The sequence below is a fragment of the Pseudomonas sp. BN415 genome, from assembly GCF_029871195.1.
Lineage (GTDB): Bacteria > Pseudomonadota > Gammaproteobacteria > Pseudomonadales > Pseudomonadaceae > Metapseudomonas > Metapseudomonas resinovorans.
Genome location: NZ_SSOK01000051.1, coordinates 115,452 through 135,528 on the forward strand (window position 1 = coordinate 115,452; position 20,077 = coordinate 135,528).

Sequence of the window (20,077 nt, forward strand, 5' to 3'; positions counted from 1 at the left end):
CCTGAATGGAACAGCTCTTCTACCTTTCCGATCTGTTTGGCGTGGCGGTCTTCGCCATCACCGGCGCCCTGATGGCGGGGCGCAAGTCCATGGATCTGTTCGGCGTACTGGTGATCGCCATCATCACTGCGCTGGGCGGTGGCACCCTGCGTGACGTCATTCTCGGTAACCACCCGGTGAGCTGGATCAGGGACGATACCTACATCCTGGTTGCCTCCCTGGCGGCCGTGGGCACGGTGCTCTGGGTGCGCCTGACCCGGCCGATCAACGAAACCGGCCTGTTGCTGGCGGACGCCTTCGGCCTCGCGGTGTTCACTGTCTACGGCACCGAAGTCGCCCTTCAGCACAACCTGCAGCCGGGCACGGCGGTGATCATGGGCGTAATCACAGCCGTCGGCGGTGGTGTGCTGCGCGACATCATCTGCAACGAGGTGCCGCTGATCTTCCAGAAAGAGATCTACGCCATCGCCTGTATCGCCGGCTCCCTGGTTTTCATCGGCTTGCGCGAGGTGGCGCTGCCTGCCTGGTTGGTCACTGCTGCGGCCATGCTGGTGGTGCTGCTGATTCGCCTGGCGGCCATCCACTGGAAACTCTCGCTGCCGCGCTTCCACCTGCTCGATCGGGACTGACGCCATGCTTGAACGCCTCGACCACCTTGTGCTCACCGTCGCCGATATACCCCGCACCCTGGAGTTCTACCAGCGAGTGCTTGGGATGCATCACGAAACCTTCGGCAATGGCCGCCACGCGCTGGCGTTCGGTCAGCAGAAGTTCAATCTGCATCAGGCTGGTCGGGAGTTCGAACCCAAGGCCGCGCTCCCCACGCCTGGCGCAATCGACCTTTGCCTGATCACCCGCTGGCCCCTGGAGCGGGTGCTGGAGCACCTGACGGAGCAGGGCGTCGATGTGGAGGAGGGACCGGTAATGCGAACCGGGGCCCTCGGCCCGATCGAGTCGGTCTATTTCCGCGATCCAGACGGCAACCTCATCGAAGTCAGCCGCTATCCCGAGTAAGGCTTTTCATTCTCAATCGCTGGCGAAATCCGCTAAACCCGCGACACTGGATGCAATCGCCCGAATCCATTTCAGGTTGGAGGAATACAGCATGTCCAGGATCGCGCTTCTGTTTGCACTGCTCTTGGGATCCGGTCTTGCCCAGGCCGAGATCAAGACCAGTGAAATTCCGTACAAGGGCCCGGACGGTACCGCCCTGATTGGCTATTACGCGTACGACGATGCCATCGCCGGCAAGCGTCCCGGTGTGGTTGTAGTCCACGAATGGTGGGGCCTCAATGATTACGCCAAGCGCCGCGCCCGTGACCTCGCTGCCTTGGGCTACAGCGCCCTGGCGATCGACATGTACGGCGATGGCAAGAACACCGAGCATCCGGCCGATGCCCAAGGCTTCATGGAAGCAGCCCTGGCCAGCGCGCCGGCGGCCAAGGCGCGCTTTCTCGCCGGACTCGATCTGCTCAAGGCGCAGCCCCAGACCGACGCCAGCAAGCTTGCCGCTATTGGCTACTGCTTCGGTGGCAAGGTCGTGCTCGACATGGCTCGCGCGGGTGTGCCCCTGGCGGCAGTAGTGAGTTTCCACGGCGTACTGGCCGCCACCTCCGCAGCCAAGCCGGGTGACATCAAGGCCAAGGTGCTGGTGGAGCATGGTGAGAAGGACACCCTGGTGCCTATGGCTTCGGTCAATTCGTTCAAGGAGGAGTTCGACAACGCCAAGGCCGATTACCGTGTCGTCGTCCAACCCAACGCCAAACACAGCTTTACCAATCCGGACGCCGACCGACTCAGTCATGCCGGGCATGGCAGCGAGAAGGGACCTGACCTGGGCTACAGCAAAGTCGCCGACGAAAACTCCTGGAACGACATGCAGGAACTGTTCAAGGAAGCCTTCGCGCAACCTTGATGCCTGGCTGATGCACCCTGCAGGCAACGTGCAGGGTGTCGTCGCCTTGGCATTCTCCGGCCATCGGCTAGAGTTTCGGAAGACGGCAACTCTTGCGGGATTCGCGGCATGTTCAATGCCATAGGCGCCTATGTCAGGGGAGTGGAATGGTTCAACCGTGTGGTTGGCCGCTTCGCCATGTACCTGATTTTCGTGATGCTGGCCGTCCTCCTGTATTCGTCGACTTCCAAGACCTTCTTCACGCCGTCGATCTGGACCCTGGAATCGGCCCAGTTCCTGATGGTCGCCTATTTCCTGCTGGGCGGCGCCTACTCCATGCAGCTCGATGCTCATGTGCGCATGGACCTGATCTACGGACGTTTCAGCCCGCGTACGCAGGCAGTCCTCGATGCGCTCACGGTGGGTTTCCTGCTCTTCTACCTGGCGTTGCTGTTCTACGGTGGCATCTCCTCGACCCACTACGCCCTGGAGTACAAGGAAACCAGCTACTCGTCCTGGTCGCCGCATATGGCGCCGATCAAGGTGGTTATGACGTTCGGCATCCTGTTGATGTTGCTGCAGGCCATCGCCAACTTCTTCCGCGACCTGGCCGTGATCCTGGGCAAGGAGCTTCCATGAGCTACGAGCTCATCGCACTGCTGATGTTCAGTTCGATGATGCTGCTCCTGCTTACCGGCAAGCGGGTGTTCGGTGCCATCGGCTTCGTCGCTGCTGCGGCCTCGCTGTTGCTATGGGGCGATGGCGGCTCGGAGATGGCCTTCAGCGCGGCCATGAAGCTGATGAAGTGGTACCCGCTGCTGACCCTGCCGATGTTCGTGTTCATGGGCTACATGCTTTCCGAGTCGCGTATTGCCGACGACCTCTACCGAATGTTCCACGTCTGGATGGGACCACTGCACGGCGGACTGGCCATCGGCACCATTTTCCTGATGGTGGTGATCGCGGCCATGAATGGACTCAGCGTCGCGGGCATGGCCATTGGCGCCACCATCGCCATGCCAGAGCTCCTCCGACGGGGCTACGACAAAATCATGGTTACCGGGGTGATCCAGGCGGGCAGTACCCTCGGCATCCTGATTCCCCCCAGTGTCGTGCTGGTGCTCTACGGCATGATCGCCCGCCAACCCGTGGGGCAGTTGTGGCTGGCAGGTGTGTTCCCCGGCCTGCTGATGGCGGTGCTCTTCATCCTCTACATCGTCATCCGCTGTCGCCTGCAACCGCAGCTCGGGCCACCGCTGAGTCGTGAGGAGCGCGAGCAGATCACGTGGGGCGAGCGCATTCGCCTGCTACGCGCAGGGTTGGTGCCGCTGTTCATCTTCCTGACCATGACTGGACTGTTCCTGCTGGGCTACACCAGCCTGGTGGAAAGTTCCGCCGTGGGGGCTCTCGCCGCCACCCTGGCAGCGCTGTTCCAGAGGCGTCTGACCCGACAGGTGATGGAGGAAACCCTGCGCAAGACGCTGGGCATCACCTGCATGTTCATGTGGATCATTCTTGCCGCACTGTGTTTCGGTGCGGTGTTCGACGGCCTCGGTGCAGTCAAGGCCATCGAGGGGCTGTTCGTCGAGCAGATGGGCCTGAGTCCCTGGCATATCCTTATCCTGATGCAGCTGTCCTTCATCATCATGGGCATGTTCCTCGATGACACCGCGATGCTGGTGATCGTTGCACCGCTCTATGTGCCGCTGGTGGGCGCGCTGGGCTTTGACCTGATCTGGTACGGCGTGCTCTACACCATCACCTGCCAGATGGCCTACATGACGCCACCCTTTGGCTACAACCTGTTTCTGATGCGAGCAATGGCGCCGCCGGAAGTGACCTTGAGGGACATCTATGTCTCCGTGGGCCCCTTCGTGATCGTGATGATCGTCACCCTGGCGCTGGTAATGATCTTCCCCGACATCGCCCTGTGGCTGCCCCGGTGGCACTACGGCGCGGGACAATGAATTGTCAGGACCGGCAGCACGACCAGCAGCAGTTCCTGGCGTGACGGACATGAAGTTGAAGTGATGGGTCTCATGCCGACCTGAGAAGCTGCGCCGCCCACGGCGGCGCTGGGTTGGGCGGGTGCCTGGCACCCCCTTCCACTCTCCAGGAGGTAACCGCATGAGTACCAGACGTACGTTTCTCAAAGGCGCCGCCGTCGCCACCGGCGCGGTGGGCGCCACGACGCTCGGCGCACCGTTCGTGCATGCCCAGTCCGGCAAGAAAATCACCTGGCGCCTGCAGACCTATGCCGGGCCCGCGCTGGCCGAGCACGTGATCAAACCGTCGATCGAAGCGTTCAACAAAGCCGCCAACGGCGAGATGGAGATCCAGCTCTACTTCGCCGACCAGCTCGTACCCACCGGTGAACTGTTCCGCGCCATGCAGAAGGGCACCATCGACGCCGTGCAGAGTGACGACGACTCCATCGCCGCGCCGGTGGACATCGCAGTCTTCGGTGGCTACTTCCCCTTTGCTACCCGCTACAGCCTGGATGTCCCCACGCTTTTTCATCAATGGGGCCTGAACAAGATCTGGGAAGAAGCCTACGGCGAAGTGAAGGGCGTTACCTGGCTGGGCGCCGGCTCCTGGGACCCGTGCAACTTCGCCACGGTGCAACCTATCCGCAGCCTCGCTGATCTCAAGGGCAAGCGGGTGTTCACCTTCCCGACGGCGGGCAAGTTCCTTGCGCGTTTTGGCGTGATTCCCGTGACGCTGCCCTGGGAGGACGTGGAGGTGGCGGTACAGACCGGCGAGCTCGATGGCATCGCCTGGTCTGGCATCACCGAGGACTACACAGTAGGTTGGGCCAACGTCACCAAGTACTTCCTCACCAACAACATCTCCGGCGCCTGGATCGGTTCCTACTTCGCTAACTCCGAGCGCTGGGCCGAAGTCCCCGAGCACCTCAAGACGTTGTTCCGTCTGTGCATGGACAGCTCCCACTATTACCGCCAGCACTGGTACTGGGGCGGCGAAGCCAAACTGCGGGTGGAAGGCACCAAGTTGCAGCTCACGTCCATCCCGGCCGAGGAATGGAAAACGGTCGAAGATGAGGCGCATAAGTTCTGGGACGAGATCGCCAAGACCAGCCCGCGTTGCGCCAAGGTCGTCGAGATCTTCAAGCAGTACAACGCACTGATGACCAAGGCCGGCCCACCGTACCGCTACTGAAGCTGTGGCCCGGTCCGGCGGTGAGGCCGGACCGGGCACCTGACCGGAAGGAGTTGTCATGAACCTGTTGCGTTGCGTATCGCCGGTGGATGGCTCGGTCTACGTCGAGCGCCCGCTGGCCACGCCAGCCGAGGTGGTTGCCGCGCTGGAACGCGCGGAGTCTGTGCGCGGGACCTGGAAGGGCACGCCGGTGGCCGGGCGTGTCGCCATCGTCCGTCGCGCCATCGGGGTCTTCGCCGCCCGTGAGGCGCAGTTGGCCGAGGAGCTCTGCTGGATGATGGGCCGGCCCATCCGCTATGCGCCGGGGGAGATTCGCGGATTCGTCGAGCGCGCCAGCTACATGGCGGATATCGCCGAAGAGGCGCTGGCGGATATCCATCTGCCAGACAAGCCCGGCTTTACCCGGTTGATCCGCCGCGAGCCATTGGGCCTGGCGTTTGTCATTGCACCTTGGAACTACCCCTACCTGACCGCGGTGAATGCCGTGGTGCCGGCCTTGCTGGCGGGCAACTGCGTGCTGCTCAGGCATTCCGCGCAGACTCCGCTGTGCGCCGAACGCATGGTCGAAGCCTTCGCCGAGGCGGGCTTGCCGCCAGGCGTGCTGCAGTATCTGCACCTCAGCCACAGTGACACGGAGAGGCTGATCCAGGCCGAGCCGATTCGTCACGTGGCCTTTACCGGCTCCGTGGCGGGCGGCGCCATGGTCGAACGTGCCATTGCCGGGCGCTTCATCAGTTCCGGGCTGGAGCTGGGCGGCAAGGACCCAGCTTATGTCCGGGCCGACGCCAACCTCGGCCACGCCGTGGAAACCGCCATCGACGGGGCCTTCTTCAATTCCGGCCAGTCCTGCTGCGGCATCGAGCGTATCTACGTGCACGCCGATCGCTATGACGCGTTCGTCGAGCAGGCGGTGGAACTGGTTGGGCAATACCGGCTGGGTCGCCCCGACGATCCCGAAACCACCCTGGGCCCGCTGGTGCGCCCCGAGGCGGCGGAGTTCGTGCGGGCGCAGATCCGCGACGCCGTGGGGCAGGGCGCCAAAGCCCATCTGGACCCGTCGTCATTCGCCCTGGAAAGCGCCGGCAGCGCTTACCTGGCACCGCAGGTGCTGACCAATGTGCATCACGGCATGCGCGTGATGAACGAAGAGTCCTTCGGCCCGGTGGTGGGTATCCAGAAAGTGCGTGACGATAAGGAGGCGCTGGCACTGATGAACGACAGCCCCTACGGCCTGACCGCCGCGATCTTCAGCCAGGACGAAGCCAGCGCCCTCGCGCTGGCCGATCGGGTCGAAGCCGGCACCGTCTTCCTCAACCGCTGCGACTACCTGGACCCGGCCCTGGCCTGGACCGGCGTCAAGCAGTCCGGGCGCGGCTGCACGCTGTCGCGGGTGGGTTACGAGCATCTGACTCGACCCAAGTCTTTCCACTTCAAGACCAGCCTGTGAGGCGTGCCATGGATTCGAGCCACTTCCGCATGAACTGGAACTACCCGACTTCGGTGCGTGTCGGCGTGGGCCGCATCGCCGAGCTGAATACCGCCTGCCGCGAACTCGGCATGCAGGCGCCGCTGCTGGTCACCGATCCCGGCCTTGCCACGCTGCCGATGATCGACGCGGCCCTGCGCCAGTGTCGCGATGCAGGGCTGGGTGCCGGGCTGTTCCATCAGATCAAGGGCAACCCGACCGGGCCGAACGTGATGGATGGCGTGGCGGCCTTCAAGGCCGGGGGCCATGACGGTGTGATCGCTTTTGGCGGCGGCTCGGCGCTGGATGCCGGCAAGGCCATCGCCCTGATGGTGGGGCAGGATCGCCCGCTCTGGGATTTCGAAGACATCGGTGACAACGCCTCGCGGGTCAACGTCGCCGGCATGGCCCCGGTGGTCGCCGTACCCACCACGGCTGGCACTGGTTCGGAAGTGGGGCGCGCGGCGGTCATAACCGACGACCAGGTGCACATCAAACGCATCATCTTCCACGCCCGGATGTTGCCGGCCATCGTCATCCTCGACCCGGAACTCACTGTCGGCCTGCCACCGAAGATCACCGCCGCCACCGGCATGGATGCGCTGTCCCACAGCCTGGAAGCCTACTGTTCGCCGCTCTATCACCCCATGGCCGAAGGCATCGCCCTGGAGGGCATGCGACTGGTCAAGGACTACCTGCCGCGCGCCAGCGCCAAAGGCCACGACATCGAGGCTCGATTGCAGATGCTGGTGGCCTCCAGCATGGGTGCCACCGCCTTCCAGCGTGGCCTTGGGGCGATGCATGCGCTGGCCCATCCCCTCGGTGCGCTGTACGACGCCCACCACGGATTGCTCAATGCCGTGCTGATGCCCTATGTGCTACAGGCGAACCGCGCCCACATCGAAGGTCCGATGGCGCGGCTGGCGCGTTACCTCGGATTGCCCAAGGCCGGGTTCGCCGGGGTGCTGGATTGGGTGGTGAATCTGCGCAGCGAACTGGACATCCCCCACAGCTTGGGGGAGATCGGCATTGACGACGCACGCATCGAGCAGGTCGGACGCATGGCCGAAGTCGATCCGTCGGCGGGCACCAATCCGGTCCCGTACGACGCCAGGACCTACAGCCAGATATTCGAGAAGGCTTTGCACGGTCGTCTGTGAACCCTTGATCTGCAGGAGGGCCTCGGGTCAGCCAGCGGCCGCTAGCCGAAGGGTGCCAGTACCTCGCGGAAGGCCTCGAAGGATGCCGTAGCGTATCCCTGGCGCCAAACCAGGAGCGTTTCCACCCGCATCAGGGGAACCTGGCGCAGTAGGGGCGGTTCGCGCTGTAGCTCCAGCACCGAGCGGGGGAGGATGCCGACGCACGAGCCCGCGGCGACGCAAGCGAGGATGGCGTGGTAGGAACCCACCTGTTGCACCTTCGGCAGTGGGAGACCTTCGGCAGATAGCCAGTTCTCGGCGATCTGCCGATAGGTGCAGCCCTCGGCGAAGCCGGCCAGCCCGCGCACCTGTATGTCCCCCGGGCCTGCGACCTGCGGGTGGCTGGCAGGGAGTACCAGCAGCAATTCCTCTTCGAACACCGGCCTGGCTTCCAGCCCCATGGCGGCAACTTCGTCGCGCCATGGCACTTTGCTTTGCGGCCAGGCCACCAGCGCACAGTCCAGACGCCGCGCGAGCACGGCTTCCATCAGTGCCTGGCTGGTGCCGGTGCTCACCTCCAGTTCCACCTGCGGACACTGCCCGTGGAAGCGCGCCAGTGGTACCGGCAGGCGACTGGCAGCGGTGCTCTCCATGCTGCCCAGACGCAGCCGGCCACCCGCCTGTTGCGGGTGCATGGCCTGGCGCGCCTCGTCCGCCAGGGCTAGCAGGCGCTCGCTGTAGTCAAGAAATGCCTGCCCCCGATCGGTAAGGGTCATGCGCTTGCCGTCGCGAAGAAAGAGCGGGGTGCCCAGTTCTTCCTCCAGCTGGCGAATCCGCGTGGTGACGTTGGATTGCGCGCGCTGCAAGCGCTGGGCCGCGCGGGTAACGCTGTGCTCCATGGCGACCGCGCGGAATATCTCCAGGCTGGATAGATCCATGCTTGCTAATCTCGCTTAGAGAATGAATGGTTAAAAGTATTCTCTATTTGAGATAGATTGGCCAGGTTTTCACCGGTAGGGAGTCGCTGCGTCATGTCCATCATCCGATTGCTCGGCATCGAGCACCCCATCATCCAGGCGCCCATGGTGGGCGTTTCCACGCCCGCCCTGGCCGCGGCTGTTTCCAATGCCGGCGCCCTGGGGTCCATCGGCATCGGTGCCAGCACCCCGGCGCAGGCCCGCGCCATGTTGGCGCATACCCGTGAACTGACCAGCAGGCCCTTCAACGTCAATCTGTTCTGCCACCGCCCGGCGGTGGCCGACGCCCAGCGCGAGGCTGCCTGGCTGGATCACCTCAGGCCGTTGTTCGCCGAATTCGGCGCTGAACCGCCAGCCGCCATCCGTGAGATCTACAAGAGTTTCCTCGACGACCCGGAAATGGCGCAGATGCTGCTGGATGAGCGCCCGGCCGTGGTCAGCTTCCATTTCGGCCTGCCGCCGCAGGACTGGATCGATGCGCTGAAGGGCGCCGGCATCCGTCTGCTGGCCAGTGCGACCACGCTCGAAGAGGCACGCCTGGTGGACGCGGCCGGTGTGGACGCCATCGTCGCCCAAGGCATAGAGGCGGGGGGCCACCGAGGTGTGTTCGAACCCGAGAAGGGTGACGCCGGCATCGGCACCCTGGCCCTGGTGCGGCTCATCGCCCGCAACAGCCGCCTGCCAGTGATCGCCGCCGGCGGCATCATGGACGGGCAGGGCATCAAGGCCGTCATGGCCCTTGGCGCCCAGGCGGCGCAACTGGGCACCGCCTTCGTGCCGTGCCCCGAGTCGGCCGCCAACGCCGCCTACCGTACTGCCTTGAAGAGCGAACGCGCCCACCAGACGCGTATCACCGCGGCCATCTCCGGCCGCCCGGCGCGTGGCATGGTCAACCGCCTCTGGACTGACCTGGATACGCCTGATGCGCCAGCCCTGCCGGACTACCCCAACACCTACGACGCGGCCAAGGCGCTGCACGCCGCGGCCAGCGCCAGGGGCTGCAACGATTTCGCCGTGCAATGGGCCGGGCAGGGCGCTCCCCTGGCGCGGGAAATGCCGGCGGCGGAGCTGGTGAAGAGACTGGTGGACGAGATGTAGCGCAGAGCCTTGTCGATCTGTCGGGCGCTCAAACGACCAGGGGGTGATCGACTATCGTCATCCAACCCACCAGGAGGTGCGTCATGCGCAAGCGGATACACACCATCGTCCCCTGCCTATGGTTCGACGACCAGGCAGAAGCGGCAGTCAACTTCTATGTCGGTATCTTTCCCAATTCACGGATTACCGCCATGAGCCGCTACGGTGAGGCCGGCCGGGATGTCCACGGCAAAGAGCCGGGATCGGTACTCACCGTGGACTTCGAACTGGACGGCCAACGCTTTACCGCCCTCAATGGCGGTCCGGTATTCACTTTCAACGAGGCGGTGTCGTTCCAGATCCACTGCGACGATCAGGACGAACTGGACCACTACTGGGACAAACTCTCCGCAGGAGGCGACCCGGGCGCCCAGCAGTGCGGTTGGCTGAAGGACCGTTTCGGTCTGTCCTGGCAGGTGGTGCCCATTGTCATGATAAAGATGCTCGAAGACTCGCAGTCGGCAGGCTCCCAGCGCGCCTTCGCCGCAATGATGCAGATGAAAAAACTGGATATCGCGGTCCTGAAGAAAGCCTTCGACGGCTGAGGCTGCCGCAGCCTGGAGCGGATTCGATAGCGAGATACACATTTGTTCGATAACCGCACGAATAGTCGATTATCGGATTGTCCGGGAAGGGGCCGGGGAGTACTTTTTGTTCACCCGGCGCCCGAAACGCCCTGGATAACAACACGAGATCGACCATGGCTGAAATCCTTTCCCTCCGCGAAGCCGTCGAACGCTTCATCAACGATGGCGACACTGTAGCCCTCGAAGGCTTCACCCATCTGATTCCCACTGCCGCGTCCCACGAGATCATTCGCCAAGGCAAGAAAAACCTGCACCTGGCACGTATGACGCCCGACCTGGTGTACGACCTGCTGATTGGCGCCGGTTGCGCGCGCAAACTGACGTTCTCCTGGGGTGGCAACCCCGGTGTCGGCTCGCTGCATCGCCTGCGTGATGCGGTCGAGAAGCAGTGGCCCAATGCCCTGGAGATCGACGAGCACAGCCATGCCGACCTGGCCAACTCCTACGTGGCCGGTGCCTCGGGCCTGCCGTTCGCCGTGCTGCGTGCCTACGTCGGCTCGGATCTGCCCAAGGTCAACCCGAACATCAAGTTCATCCAGTGCCCGTTCACCGGCGAGCAACTGGCGGCGGTGCCTTCGGTTCGTCCGGACGTCACCGTGATCCACGCCCAGAAGGCCGACCGCAAGGGCAACGTGCTGCTCTGGGGCATTCTCGGGGTGCAGAAGGAGGCGGCCCTGGCGGCCAAGCGCTGCATCGTCACCGTGGAAGAAATCGTCGACGACCTGAACGCACCGATGAACGCCTGCGTCCTGCCCACCTGGGCCCTGACCGCTGTCTGCCACGTGCCTGGTGGCGCCCATCCGTCCTATGCCCACGGCTACTACGAGCGTGACAACCGCTTCTACCAAGCGTGGGACCCGATCGCCCGCAACCGCGAAACCTTCACTGCCTGGATCGATGAGTACATCCGCGGCACTGCCGATTTCGCCGAGTTCCAGCAGAAGATCGCCCAAGCCAAGATTGCGGAGGCCAAGTGATGAGCGCTCAATCCACCCCTGACTACAGCACCAATGAAATGATGACCGTGGCGGCTGCCCGCCGCCTGAAGAATGGCGCCGTCTGCTTCGTCGGCATCGGCCTGCCGTCCAAGGCCGCCAACCTGGCGCGCCTGACCTCGTCCCCGGACGTGGTGCTGATCTATGAATCCGGCCCCATCGGCGCCAAGCCGACCGTGCTGCCGTTGTCCATCGGCGATGGCGAGCTGGCCGAAACCGCTGACACCGTGGTGCCCACGGGTGAGATCTTCCGTTACTGGCTGCAAGGCGGCCGAATCGACGTCGGTTTCCTCGGTGCCGCCCAGGTCGACCGCTTCGGCAACATCAACACCACCGTGATTGGCGACTACAACAGCCCGAAAGTGCGTCTGCCGGGCGCCGGCGGTGCTCCGGAAATCGCCGGTTCCGCGAAGGAAGTGCTGATCATCCTCAAGCAGTCCCACCGCACCTTCGTCGACAAGCTGGCCTTCATCACCTCCGTCGGCCACGGCGAAGGCGGCGACCACCGCAAGCAGCTGGGCCTGCCCGGCAAAGGTCCGGTGGCGCTGATTACCGACCTCTGCATCATGGAGCCGGAAGCCGGTACCAACGAATTCATCGTCACCTCGCTGCACCCGGGCGTGACCCGCGAACAGGTAATCGAGAACACCGGTTGGGCCATTCGTTTCGCCGCCGACGTTTCCGAGACCCTGGCTCCCAACGAAACCGAGCTGACCGCGCTGCGCGCCCTGGAAGCCCGCACCGCTGCTGCCCACGGCCAGCAAGGCGGTGAGGAATGAGTCGCGAGGTCTACATCTGCGACGCCATTCGCACGCCCATCGGCCGCTTCGGCGGCTCCCTGGCCCCGGTACGCGCCGACGACCTGGCCGCGATCCCGATCAAGGCCCTGGTGGAGCGCAATCCCCAAGTCAAATGGGACCAACTGGACGAAGTGTTCCTCGGCTGCGCCAACCAGGCCGGTGAGGACAACCGCAACGTCGCACGCATGGCCCTGCTGCTGGCCGGCCTGCCGGACAGCGTTCCTGGCGTCACCCTGAACCGCCTGTGCGCATCGGGCATGGACGCCGTGGGCACGGCCTTCCGCGCCATTGCTTCGGGCGAAATGGAACTGGCCATCGCTGGCGGCGTGGAATCCATGTCCCGCGCTCCTTATGTGATGGGCAAGGCCGACAGCGCCTTCGGTCGCACCCAGAAGATCGAAGACACCACCATCGGCTGGCGCTTCATCAACCCGCTGATGAAGGCCCAGTACGGCGTCGACGCCATGCCGCAGACTGCGGACAACGTCGCCGACGATTACCAGGTCTCCCGCGAAGACCAGGACCTGTTCGCCCTGCGCAGCCAGCAGCGTGCCGGTCGTGCCCAGGCTGAAGGCTTCTTCGCGGAAGAAATCGTCCCGGTTGTGATCAAGGGCAAGAAGAGCGAGACAGTCGTCGACCAGGACGAGCACCTGCGTCCCGACACCACCATCGAAGCCCTGGCCAAGCTGAAGCCGGTCAACGGTGAAGGCAAGACCGTCACCGCTGGCAACGCGTCGGGCGTCAACGACGGCGCCGTGGCGCTGATCCTGGCGTCCGCCGAAGCCGTGAAGAAGCACGGCCTGACCCCGCGCGCGAAAGTGCTCGGCATGGCCAGCGCCGGCGTTGCACCGCGCGTCATGGGCATCGGCCCGGTGCCGGCGGTGCGCAAGCTGATGGAGCGGCTGAACCTGGCGATCGGCGATTTCGATGTGATCGAACTGAACGAAGCCTTCGCCGCCCAAGGCCTGGCCGTGATGCGCGACCTCGGCATTGCCGACGACAGCGACAAGGTCAACCCCAACGGCGGCGCCATCGCCCTTGGCCACCCGCTGGGTGCCAGTGGTGCGCGCCTGGTCCAGACCGCCCTGCACCAGCTGGAGAAGTCCGGCGGCAAGCTGGGCTTGGCGACCATGTGTGTCGGTGTCGGCCAAGGCCTGGCGCTCGCCATCGAGAAGGTCTGATCGGCACCTGCTCGAGTAGGGTGGGCTTCAGCCCACGCGGTTAGTCCGTGTGGTGGGCTGAAGCCCGCCACACGTCCTGAAGCTGGCTCTTGGTGGTCGGCTGCTATAAAACGAAACACCATCCCGAATTCTGGAGCACTGGCTTGAACAGCCCGAGCAACCAACTCTTCGACGCCTATTTCACCCAGCCCGCCATGCGTGCAGTGTTCTCCGACCGGGGACGCGTGCAGGGCATGCTGGACTTCGAGGCCGCGTTGGCGCGCGCCGAGGCGAGCGTCGGCCTGATCCCGGGCGACTCCGTGGCGCCCATCGAGGCAGCCTGCAGCGCCGAACTCTACGACTACTCCGCACTGGCCCTGGCCATCACCACGGCTGGCAACTCCGCCATCCCTCTGGTCAAGGCGCTGGGCAAGCGCGTGGCCGCCCAAAGCACGGAGGCCGAACGCTTCGTGCACCTGGGGGCTACCAGCCAGGACGCCATGGACAGCGGTCTGGTGCTGCAACTACGCGCTGCCGCCGGGCTGCTGGAGCAGGACCTTGCCGGCCTGGCCCAGGCCCTGGCCGTGCAGGCTGAACGCTTCGCCGACACCCCGCTGGCCGGCCGTACCTGGCTGCAGCAGGCGACGCCCGTCACCCTCGGCATGAAGCTGGCTGGCGTGCTGGGTGCGGTGACCCGTCATCGTCAACGCCTGGCTGAACTCAAGCCGCGCTTGTTCTGCCTGCAGTTCGGCGGTGCGTCCGGCAGCCTCGCCGCCCTGGGCGAGCAGGCTTGGCCTGTTGCCGAGGCCCTGGCCCGCGAGCTGGACCTGAACCTGCCTGACCAGCCCTGGCACACCCAGCGTGATCGCCTCGTGGAGTTCGCCAGCCTGCTCGGCCTGATCGCCGGCAGCCTGGGCAAGCTGGGCCGTGACCTCAGCCTGCTGATGCAGACCGAAGCAGGCGAAGTCTTCGAACCCTCCGCGCCCGGCAAGGGGGGGTCGTCCACCATGCCGCACAAGCGCAATCCGGTCAGTGCAGCCGTGCTGATCGGCGCTGCTACCCGCGCCCCCGGCCTGGTGTCCACCATGTTCGCCGCCATGCCCCAGGAGCACGAGCGCAGCCTCGGCCTCTGGCACGCCGAATGGGAAACCCTGCCGGAACTCTGCTGCCTGGTTTCCGGTGCGTTGCAGCAAGCGCTGCTGGTGGTTCCCGGCCTGGAAGTCGACGCCGTGCGCATGCGCGAGAACCTCGACCTGACCCAGGGCCTGGTGTTGGCCGAAGCCGTGAGCATTGCGCTTGCCCAGCGTATCGGCCGCGACGCCGCCCATCACCTGGTGGAGCAGTGCTGCCGCCAGGCAGTGAAAGAGGGCGCCCACCTGCGCGCCGTGCTTGGCGCCAATGCCGAGGTCGGCGCACAACTTTCCGCCGCCGAGCTGGATCGCCTGCTCGACCCGGCCCATTACCTTGGCCAGGCCCGCCGCTGGGTGGACCGCGCACTGGCCGAACACCACGCATTTTCGCGCTAGGAGATTTACATGCCTGCCGTACGACTCGCCGATGGCGACCTGAACTACCTCCTCGAAGGCCCAGCCGGTGCGCCTGTGCTGGTGCTGTCCAACTCCCTGGGCACCGACCTGCACATGTGGGACGCGCAGATCCCGACCTTCACCCAGCACTTCCAGGTACTGCGCTATGACACCCGCGGCCACGGCCAGTCCCTGGTCAGCGAAGGCCCCTACAGCATCGATCAACTGGGCGGCGATGTGCTGGACCTGCTGGACGCCCTGGATATCCCGAAGGCGTCCTTCTGCGGCCTGTCCATGGGCGGCCTGATCGGCCAGTGGCTTGCAATCAACGCCCCGGAGCGCATCGAGCGTCTAGTGCTGTGCAACACCGCCGCCAAGATCGGCACCCCGGAAGTCTGGAACCCACGCATCGACACGGTGCTCGCCGGTGGCGCCCAGGCTATGCGAGACCTGCGCGACGCCTCCATCTCCCGCTGGTTCACCCCGGACTTTGCCGAGGCCGAGCCGGCCAAGGTCGAGCCCATCGTCGGCATGCTGGCCGAGACCTCGCCCGAGGGTTACGCCGCCAACTGCGCCGCCGTACGTGATGCCGATTACCGCGAGCAGCTGGGCAGCATCAGCGCGCCGACCCTGATCGTTTGCGGCAGCGATGACCCGGTCACCACCCCCTCGCACGGCCGTTTCATGCAGGAGCGCATCACCGGTGCCGAACAGGTGGAGTTCCACGCGGCGCACCTGTCGAACGTGCAGGCGGGCGATGCCTTCAGCCAGCGTGTACTGGCTTTCCTCACTGCCTGACTAGTTGATGTAGGAGCTCGCTCCTACGGTCCACATTCGAGGACGTAAAGATGGACGAGAAAGAACGCTACGACGCCGGCATGAAGGTTCGCCGTGCAGTGCTGGGTGATGCCCATGTGGATCGCAGCCTGCAGAACCTGACGCCGTTCAATGAAGAGTTCCAGGAAATGATCACCCGTCACGCCTGGGGTGACATCTGGACCCGCCCGGGCTTGCCGCGCCATACCCGCAGCCTGGTCACCATCGCCATGCTGATCGGCATGAACCGCGAGGGCGAGCTGAAGCTGCACCTGCGCGCCGCGAAGAACAACGGCGTGACGCGCGACGAGATCAAGGAAGTGATCATGCAGAGCGCCATCTACTGTGGCATCCCGGCGGCCAACGCTACGTTCCACCTGGCCGAAGCCGTGTGGGATGAGCTAGGGGTGGAATCGCTGCAAGGCTGATCCACCGCAACACAGAAACGCCGCCCGGACCACGCATCCGGGCGGCGTTTTTTATTGCGGCATCGATGCTCGTGAAGGGGCGAATTCATTCGCCAAGGGCGACGCAGTTGCCCCAATTTGGCAGACCTTCGGCCTGCATCGCGATTGAAATCGCCCCCACAAGTTAGGTGCCGTACCGTGCATCGAAGCCGGCATCCACCTTGTGGGGGCGAATTCATTCGCTAAGGGGCGCGCAGCGTCCCCATCAGGCATCCCACTCCGGCGCGAAGTCCGGGTTCACCACGCGCTTGTCCTTCGGCAGGGTGGCGATCAGGGCGCGGTCCTCTTCATCTAGCTGCACCTTCAGCGCATCCAGGTTCGCTTGCTGGTTCGCCATGCTGGACGCCTTCGGAATGGCGCCGACACCGTCCTGTTCCAGCAACCATTTCAAGGCCACCTGGCTCGGCAAGACGCCGTGCTTCTCGGCGATCTGCCGGATTGCCTGCTGTTCCGCCGCCAGGCCGCGCGCAAGCGGGGTATAGGCGGTCAGCACCAGGCCCTTGCTGCGGGCGTAGTCCAGCAGGCGAAGCTGGTCGAGCAGCACGTGGTACTCCACCTGGATAGCGGACAGCGGCGCCCCCAGGTCTTCCACCACCTGGCGCAACAGGCCGAGCGGAAAGTTGGCCACGCCAATGCAGCGCGCCTTGCCTTCGTCGCGCAGGGCCACCAGGGTGTCGATGCTGCGTGCCAGGTCCCAGTCCTTCGCCGGCCAGTGAATCATGAACAGGTCCACCTGCTCGATGCCCAGGGCACGCAAGCTGTTCTCCAGAGACAGCCGCATGGCGGCCGGTTGCAGCTGGTCCCACCAGACCTTGGTGGTCAGGTGAATGGCATCGCGAGGCACGTCGCTCTGGCGCAGGGCCGCGCCGACCGATGCTTCATTCTCGTAGGCGGGCGCGGTGTCGATATGCCGGTAGCCCAGTTCCAGGGCCTGGCGCACGGCATAGGTGCATTCATCGCCCTTCATCGGCCAGGTGCCAAGACCGAGCTGAGGCATGTTCAATCCTTGGGCGGAGGAAAGTTTCCGCATGGAGTACTCCTTGCCATTCATTGCGAGGTTGCGCCTGCCGCGTGGCGGCCAGCGATGTAGCCGAAGGTCATGGCCGGCCCCAGGTTGATGCCGCCGGACGGGTAGTGACCGCCCAGTGCGCTGGCCATATCGGTGCCGGCTGCATAGAGCCCCGGAATCGGCTGGCCGTTTTCATCGAGCACTCGCGCCTGCCCATCGGTGCGCAGGCCGGCGAAGGTGCCAAAGCAGCCGGGCTGGACCTTCACTGCATAGAAAGGGCCGTGTTCGAGGGGCGCCACGCAGGGATTGCGGCCTTGGTGAGAGGCGTCGCCGCTGCGGCGGTTGAAAGCCGTGCTGCCGCGGCCGAACTCCGGGTCTTCGCCACGTCGGGCATGGTGGTTGAACGCTTCGACCGTGGTGGCAAGGCCAGCCGGGTCGATGCCGCAGGCTTGGGCCAGTTCGACCAGGGTCTTGCCGCGCTTGAGGTAACCATTGCGCAGGTGCGGCCATAGCGGCACCGGGGCCGGGCGGGCGAAGCCCAGGCCATAGCGGCGCTGGAAGCGGTGGTCGCAGACCAGCCAGGAGCAGCTTTCCTCGTCCTCCGGCACCGCCTTGATCATGGCGTCGACATAGTCGTAGTAGCCGTCGGCTTCATTGACGAAGCGCTTGCCATTCTTCAGGACGCCGATGATGCCGGGCTTGCCGCGATCGATGATATGCGGGAAGTGGCCGAAGGTGCCGTCGGGGTAGGGCACCTTCGACACGGGCGCCCAGGCCACGGGGGAGCGCAGGTCATCGGCGACCACGCCGCCGGCGGACTCGCCCAGGCGCAAGCCGTCACCGGAGCAGGAGAGCGGGGGCAGGGCGAGGTTGTCGTGGCCGCTGCTGTCGCGAGGGAACATCGCCTTGCGCCGGGCGGGGTCGTTGGGGAAGCCCCCGGCGGCCAGCACCACCGACCTGGCGCGTATGGAAAGCTCCCCGCCGTTGTACTGCACCACCGCACCCTGGACCTTGCCCTCTTCAATGATCAGCCGGCGTGCTGGTGCCGATTCCATCAGCTGCACGCCCAGGTCGTTGGCCGACTTGGCCAGACGGGCCACCAGCGCGACGCCATTGACCAGGTGCATGGCACGGCCGTAGCGGGCCAGGTGGTAGAGGTGAGTGGTGAAACGTCGGGTGACATGGGCGAAGGCGCGCAGTGAGCGCGTCATGCCGAGGAACGCGGCCAGATCGGCACCGGCCATGATGGGCATGCCCATGAAGGAGGTTTCGCGCATGGTCATGCGCAGGCGTGGCAGCAGGTCGCCGACCTCGCGTGCGTCATAGGGCGCGGCAATGACCTGATGACCGCCGTTGGCGGCGCCGGGGGTGTCGCCATGCATGTCGGGTATGCCGTTGCCATCGACGAACTGCAGTGCGGTGTGCTGCTCGAAGAAGCCCACCATGTCAGGGCAGTTCTGGAGAAAGGCGTCCACCAGTTCCGGGCGGTAGTGCTCGCCCAGCTCATTGCGCAGATAGGTGCGCGGCTGTTCGATGTCTTCCTCGATGCCGGCGCGGCGTGCCAGCGGGTTGCGCGGTACCCACATCCAGCCACCGGACCAGGCCGTGGCGCCACCGAATACCGCCTCCTTCTCCACCAGGATCACTTTCTGGCCGTGATGGGCGGCGGTGACGGCGGCGGCGAGGCCCGCAGCGCCTGAGCCAATGACCAGTAGATCGCAATCGAGGCGGTTTTGAGCGGGGCATGCGGCAGGCATTTCATGTGATCCTTAAATACTGGAACGGTGTTCCGTATTCTATGGCCGCTACATTTCACGACCAAGACCGGGGGCGACGCGAGTGGCCGGTCAGCGAACGGAAATCGATCGCCTCACGAGGGATGGAATGGCAGCCTATAAAAAAGCCCGCCAGATGGCGGGCCGAGGTAGTCAAAGCACGCTGACCAAAGGATCAGAGAAGCGAGAGCGGGTAGCTGATGATCAGCCGGTTCTCGTCGAAGCTGGTGTTGCTGCCCCAGTCACGGCGCATGGTGGAGTTGCGCCACTTGACGCTCAGGGCCTTGAACGCACCGGACTGCACCACGTAGGCCAGTTCGGACTCGCGGCCCCATTCCTTGCCGTCGGTGACTGCGCCGACATGCACGTTGTCGCCGCTGATGTAGCGGTTCATCAGGGTCAGGCCGGGAACGCCGAGGGCGGCGAAGTTGTAGTCGTGGCGCACCTGCCAGGATTCTTCCTTGGCGTTGTCGTAGCTGGAGTTGTAGCTGTCGTTGGCCAGGGTGCCGCCGCTGGTGCCGTTGACGCGCATCCAGGCATCGTCGCCACTGACTTTCTGCAGGCCGACATAGAAGGTGCTGCCGCCGTACTTGGCCGACAGCAGGGCCGACCAGGTGCGGTTGTCGAGGTCACCGGCCAGGGCGCTGCCGTTCTCCTTGCCGTTGAAGTAGCCAAGGTTGGCGCCCAGGGTCCAGTCACCGACAGGCTGGCTGTGTATCACTTGCAGGTACTGCTGCTGGTAGATGTCTTCCAGTTCGGCGTACCACAGGCCAACCAGGGTGCGCTTCTCGTTGAAGGCGTATTCGCCGCCAGCGAAGTTGAAGCGATCGGAAGTGAAGGCGGCGCGGCCGTTCATGGACATGTCGTCCAGGCTCGCGTCGTTGCGCGGGCTGTTCTGGCGGAACTGGCCGCCATACAGCGTCAGGCCGTCGATTTCCTGGGAAGTGACCTGACCGCCCTGGAAGGTCTGCGGCAGCGAGCGACCGTCGTCGGAACGCAGGATCGGCAGCACCGGCATCCACTCGCCGACCTTCAACTCGGTCTTGGAGACGCGCATCTTGCCGGCCATGGCCAGGCGACCGAAGTCGTCGGCGGGGCGGCCGTCGTCATGCACCGGCAGCAGTTGGGTACCGCGGGTGCCCTTGCCGCC

At 64.8% G+C, this 20,077-nt stretch carries 20 protein-coding genes; 16 read left to right on the plus strand and 4 right to left on the minus strand.

What is annotated here, in order from left to right:
- Positions 1 to 5 precede the first annotated feature (5 nt).
- The 8 genes from E8F20_RS12345 (at position 6) to E8F20_RS12380 (ending at position 7,699) form a co-directional block, all read left to right on the plus strand.
- Positions 6 to 629, plus strand: coding sequence for a trimeric intracellular cation channel family protein (locus E8F20_RS12345; protein WP_280283970.1), 624 nt, complete (start codon positions 6 to 8; stop codon positions 627 to 629).
- Between the two features lie 4 nt (positions 630 to 633).
- Positions 634 to 1,014: a VOC family protein gene (locus tag E8F20_RS12350; RefSeq protein WP_280283971.1), complete on the plus strand. Its 381-nt coding sequence runs from the start codon at positions 634 to 636 to the stop codon at positions 1,012 to 1,014.
- Positions 1,015 to 1,105: 91 nt separating this feature from the next.
- A complete protein-coding gene (locus E8F20_RS12355; RefSeq protein WP_280283972.1) occupies positions 1,106 to 1,915 on the plus strand; it encodes a dienelactone hydrolase family protein in 810 nt (269 codons plus the stop codon).
- Positions 1,916 to 2,023: 108 nt separating this feature from the next.
- Positions 2,024 to 2,533, plus strand: a complete 510-nt coding sequence (locus E8F20_RS12360) for a TRAP transporter small permease subunit (protein WP_280283973.1) — start codon at positions 2,024 to 2,026, stop codon at positions 2,531 to 2,533.
- Positions 2,530 to 3,861 (plus strand): TRAP transporter large permease subunit, encoded by a 1,332-nt coding sequence (locus E8F20_RS12365; RefSeq protein WP_280283974.1) that lies wholly within the window; start codon positions 2,530 to 2,532, stop codon positions 3,859 to 3,861. The genes E8F20_RS12360 and E8F20_RS12365 overlap by 4 nt, the downstream gene beginning before the upstream one ends.
- Positions 3,862 to 4,021: 160 nt before the next feature.
- A complete protein-coding gene (locus tag E8F20_RS12370; RefSeq protein WP_280283975.1) occupies positions 4,022 to 5,074 on the plus strand; it encodes a TRAP transporter substrate-binding protein in 1,053 nt (350 codons plus the stop codon).
- A gap of 58 nt (positions 5,075 to 5,132) precedes the next feature.
- Positions 5,133 to 6,521: an aldehyde dehydrogenase family protein gene (locus tag E8F20_RS12375; protein ID WP_280283976.1), complete on the plus strand. Its 1,389-nt coding sequence runs from the start codon at positions 5,133 to 5,135 to the stop codon at positions 6,519 to 6,521.
- Between the two features lie 8 nt (positions 6,522 to 6,529).
- On the plus strand, positions 6,530 to 7,699 hold the full coding sequence (locus E8F20_RS12380) for an iron-containing alcohol dehydrogenase (RefSeq protein ID WP_280283977.1): 1,170 nt from the start codon (positions 6,530 to 6,532) through the stop codon (positions 7,697 to 7,699).
- 41 nt (positions 7,700 to 7,740) lie between these two features.
- Here E8F20_RS12380 and E8F20_RS12385 read toward each other — a convergent pair whose 3' ends face one another.
- Positions 7,741 to 8,616 carry a LysR family transcriptional regulator gene (locus E8F20_RS12385; RefSeq protein WP_280283978.1) on the minus strand — a complete coding sequence of 292 codons (876 nt, stop codon included), beginning with the start codon at positions 8,614 to 8,616 and terminating at the stop codon, positions 7,741 to 7,743.
- 93 nt (positions 8,617 to 8,709) lie between these two features.
- On the opposite strand from E8F20_RS12385, the gene E8F20_RS12390 reads away from it, so the two are divergent.
- The 8 genes from E8F20_RS12390 (at position 8,710) to pcaC (ending at position 16,104) form a co-directional block, all read left to right on the plus strand.
- Positions 8,710 to 9,753 (plus strand): nitronate monooxygenase, encoded by a 1,044-nt coding sequence (locus tag E8F20_RS12390; protein ID WP_280283979.1) that lies wholly within the window; start codon positions 8,710 to 8,712, stop codon positions 9,751 to 9,753.
- An 83-nt stretch (positions 9,754 to 9,836) separates the two neighbouring features.
- Positions 9,837 to 10,337 (plus strand): VOC family protein, encoded by a 501-nt coding sequence (locus E8F20_RS12395; protein WP_280283980.1) that lies wholly within the window; start codon positions 9,837 to 9,839, stop codon positions 10,335 to 10,337.
- 155 nt (positions 10,338 to 10,492) lie between these two features.
- Positions 10,493 to 11,356, plus strand: a complete 864-nt coding sequence (locus E8F20_RS12400) for a CoA transferase subunit A (protein WP_028628011.1) — start codon at positions 10,493 to 10,495, stop codon at positions 11,354 to 11,356.
- A complete protein-coding gene (locus E8F20_RS12405; protein WP_028628010.1) occupies positions 11,356 to 12,153 on the plus strand; it encodes a CoA-transferase subunit beta in 798 nt (265 codons plus the stop codon). Before E8F20_RS12400 ends, E8F20_RS12405 begins: the two co-directional genes overlap by 1 nt.
- The gene (pcaF, locus tag E8F20_RS12410) at positions 12,150 to 13,355 is read left to right on the plus strand and encodes a 3-oxoadipyl-CoA thiolase (protein WP_280283981.1); all 1,206 of its coding nucleotides are present in this window, start codon (positions 12,150 to 12,152) and stop codon (positions 13,353 to 13,355) included. Before E8F20_RS12405 ends, pcaF begins: the two co-directional genes overlap by 4 nt.
- A gap of 143 nt (positions 13,356 to 13,498) precedes the next feature.
- Positions 13,499 to 14,860, plus strand: coding sequence for a 3-carboxy-cis,cis-muconate cycloisomerase (locus tag E8F20_RS12415; RefSeq protein ID WP_280283982.1), 1,362 nt, complete (start codon positions 13,499 to 13,501; stop codon positions 14,858 to 14,860).
- Between the two features lie 9 nt (positions 14,861 to 14,869).
- On the plus strand, positions 14,870 to 15,658 hold the full coding sequence (gene pcaD, locus E8F20_RS12420) for a 3-oxoadipate enol-lactonase (RefSeq protein ID WP_280283983.1): 789 nt from the start codon (positions 14,870 to 14,872) through the stop codon (positions 15,656 to 15,658).
- A 50-nt stretch (positions 15,659 to 15,708) separates the two neighbouring features.
- Entirely contained in the window at positions 15,709 to 16,104 is a 396-nt protein-coding gene (gene pcaC / locus E8F20_RS12425; protein WP_280283984.1) for a 4-carboxymuconolactone decarboxylase, read from the plus strand.
- A 244-nt stretch (positions 16,105 to 16,348) separates the two neighbouring features.
- Here pcaC and E8F20_RS12430 read toward each other — a convergent pair whose 3' ends face one another.
- From E8F20_RS12430 to E8F20_RS12440, 3 genes are all read right to left on the minus strand, one after another.
- Positions 16,349 to 17,173, minus strand: coding sequence for an aldo/keto reductase (locus E8F20_RS12430; RefSeq protein ID WP_280283985.1), 825 nt, complete (start codon positions 17,171 to 17,173; stop codon positions 16,349 to 16,351).
- A 17-nt stretch (positions 17,174 to 17,190) separates the two neighbouring features.
- The gene (locus tag E8F20_RS12435; RefSeq protein WP_280283986.1) at positions 17,191 to 18,909 is read right to left on the minus strand and encodes an FAD-dependent oxidoreductase; all 1,719 of its coding nucleotides are present in this window, start codon (positions 18,907 to 18,909) and stop codon (positions 17,191 to 17,193) included.
- A gap of 193 nt (positions 18,910 to 19,102) precedes the next feature.
- Positions 19,103 to 20,077 (minus strand): OprD family porin (locus E8F20_RS12440; protein WP_280283987.1); only part of this gene is annotated, 975 nt, incomplete at its 5' end.

Excerpts from the sequence above, each read along its gene's own strand:
- E8F20_RS12405 (WP_028628010.1), top strand. The coding sequence starts at position 11,356 with ATGAGCGCTCAATCCACCCCTGACTACAGCACCAATGAAATGATGACC.
- E8F20_RS12385 (WP_280283978.1), bottom strand. The coding sequence starts at position 8,616 with ATGGATCTATCCAGCCTGGAGATATTCCGCGCGGTCGCCATGGAGCAC.
- E8F20_RS12355 (WP_280283972.1), top strand. The coding sequence starts at position 1,106 with ATGTCCAGGATCGCGCTTCTGTTTGCACTGCTCTTGGGATCCGGTCTT.
- E8F20_RS12430 (WP_280283985.1), bottom strand. The coding sequence starts at position 17,173 with ATGCGGAAACTTTCCTCCGCCCAAGGATTGAACATGCCTCAGCTCGGT.
- E8F20_RS12345 (WP_280283970.1), top strand. The coding sequence starts at position 6 with ATGGAACAGCTCTTCTACCTTTCCGATCTGTTTGGCGTGGCGGTCTTC.
- pcaC (WP_280283984.1), top strand. The coding sequence starts at position 15,709 with ATGGACGAGAAAGAACGCTACGACGCCGGCATGAAGGTTCGCCGTGCA.
- E8F20_RS12350 (WP_280283971.1), top strand. The coding sequence starts at position 634 with ATGCTTGAACGCCTCGACCACCTTGTGCTCACCGTCGCCGATATACCC.
- E8F20_RS12380 (WP_280283977.1), top strand. The coding sequence starts at position 6,530 with ATGGATTCGAGCCACTTCCGCATGAACTGGAACTACCCGACTTCGGTG.
- E8F20_RS12390 (WP_280283979.1), top strand. The coding sequence starts at position 8,710 with ATGTCCATCATCCGATTGCTCGGCATCGAGCACCCCATCATCCAGGCG.
- E8F20_RS12360 (WP_280283973.1), top strand. The coding sequence starts at position 2,024 with ATGTTCAATGCCATAGGCGCCTATGTCAGGGGAGTGGAATGGTTCAAC.
- E8F20_RS12395 (WP_280283980.1), top strand. The coding sequence starts at position 9,837 with ATGCGCAAGCGGATACACACCATCGTCCCCTGCCTATGGTTCGACGAC.
- E8F20_RS12400 (WP_028628011.1), top strand. The coding sequence starts at position 10,493 with ATGGCTGAAATCCTTTCCCTCCGCGAAGCCGTCGAACGCTTCATCAAC.
- pcaF (WP_280283981.1), top strand. The coding sequence starts at position 12,150 with ATGAGTCGCGAGGTCTACATCTGCGACGCCATTCGCACGCCCATCGGC.
- E8F20_RS12370 (WP_280283975.1), top strand. The coding sequence starts at position 4,022 with ATGAGTACCAGACGTACGTTTCTCAAAGGCGCCGCCGTCGCCACCGGC.
- E8F20_RS12375 (WP_280283976.1), top strand. The coding sequence starts at position 5,133 with ATGAACCTGTTGCGTTGCGTATCGCCGGTGGATGGCTCGGTCTACGTC.
- E8F20_RS12365 (WP_280283974.1), top strand. The coding sequence starts at position 2,530 with ATGAGCTACGAGCTCATCGCACTGCTGATGTTCAGTTCGATGATGCTG.
- E8F20_RS12435 (WP_280283986.1), bottom strand. The coding sequence starts at position 18,909 with ATGCCTGCCGCATGCCCCGCTCAAAACCGCCTCGATTGCGATCTACTG.
- pcaD (WP_280283983.1), top strand. The coding sequence starts at position 14,870 with ATGCCTGCCGTACGACTCGCCGATGGCGACCTGAACTACCTCCTCGAA.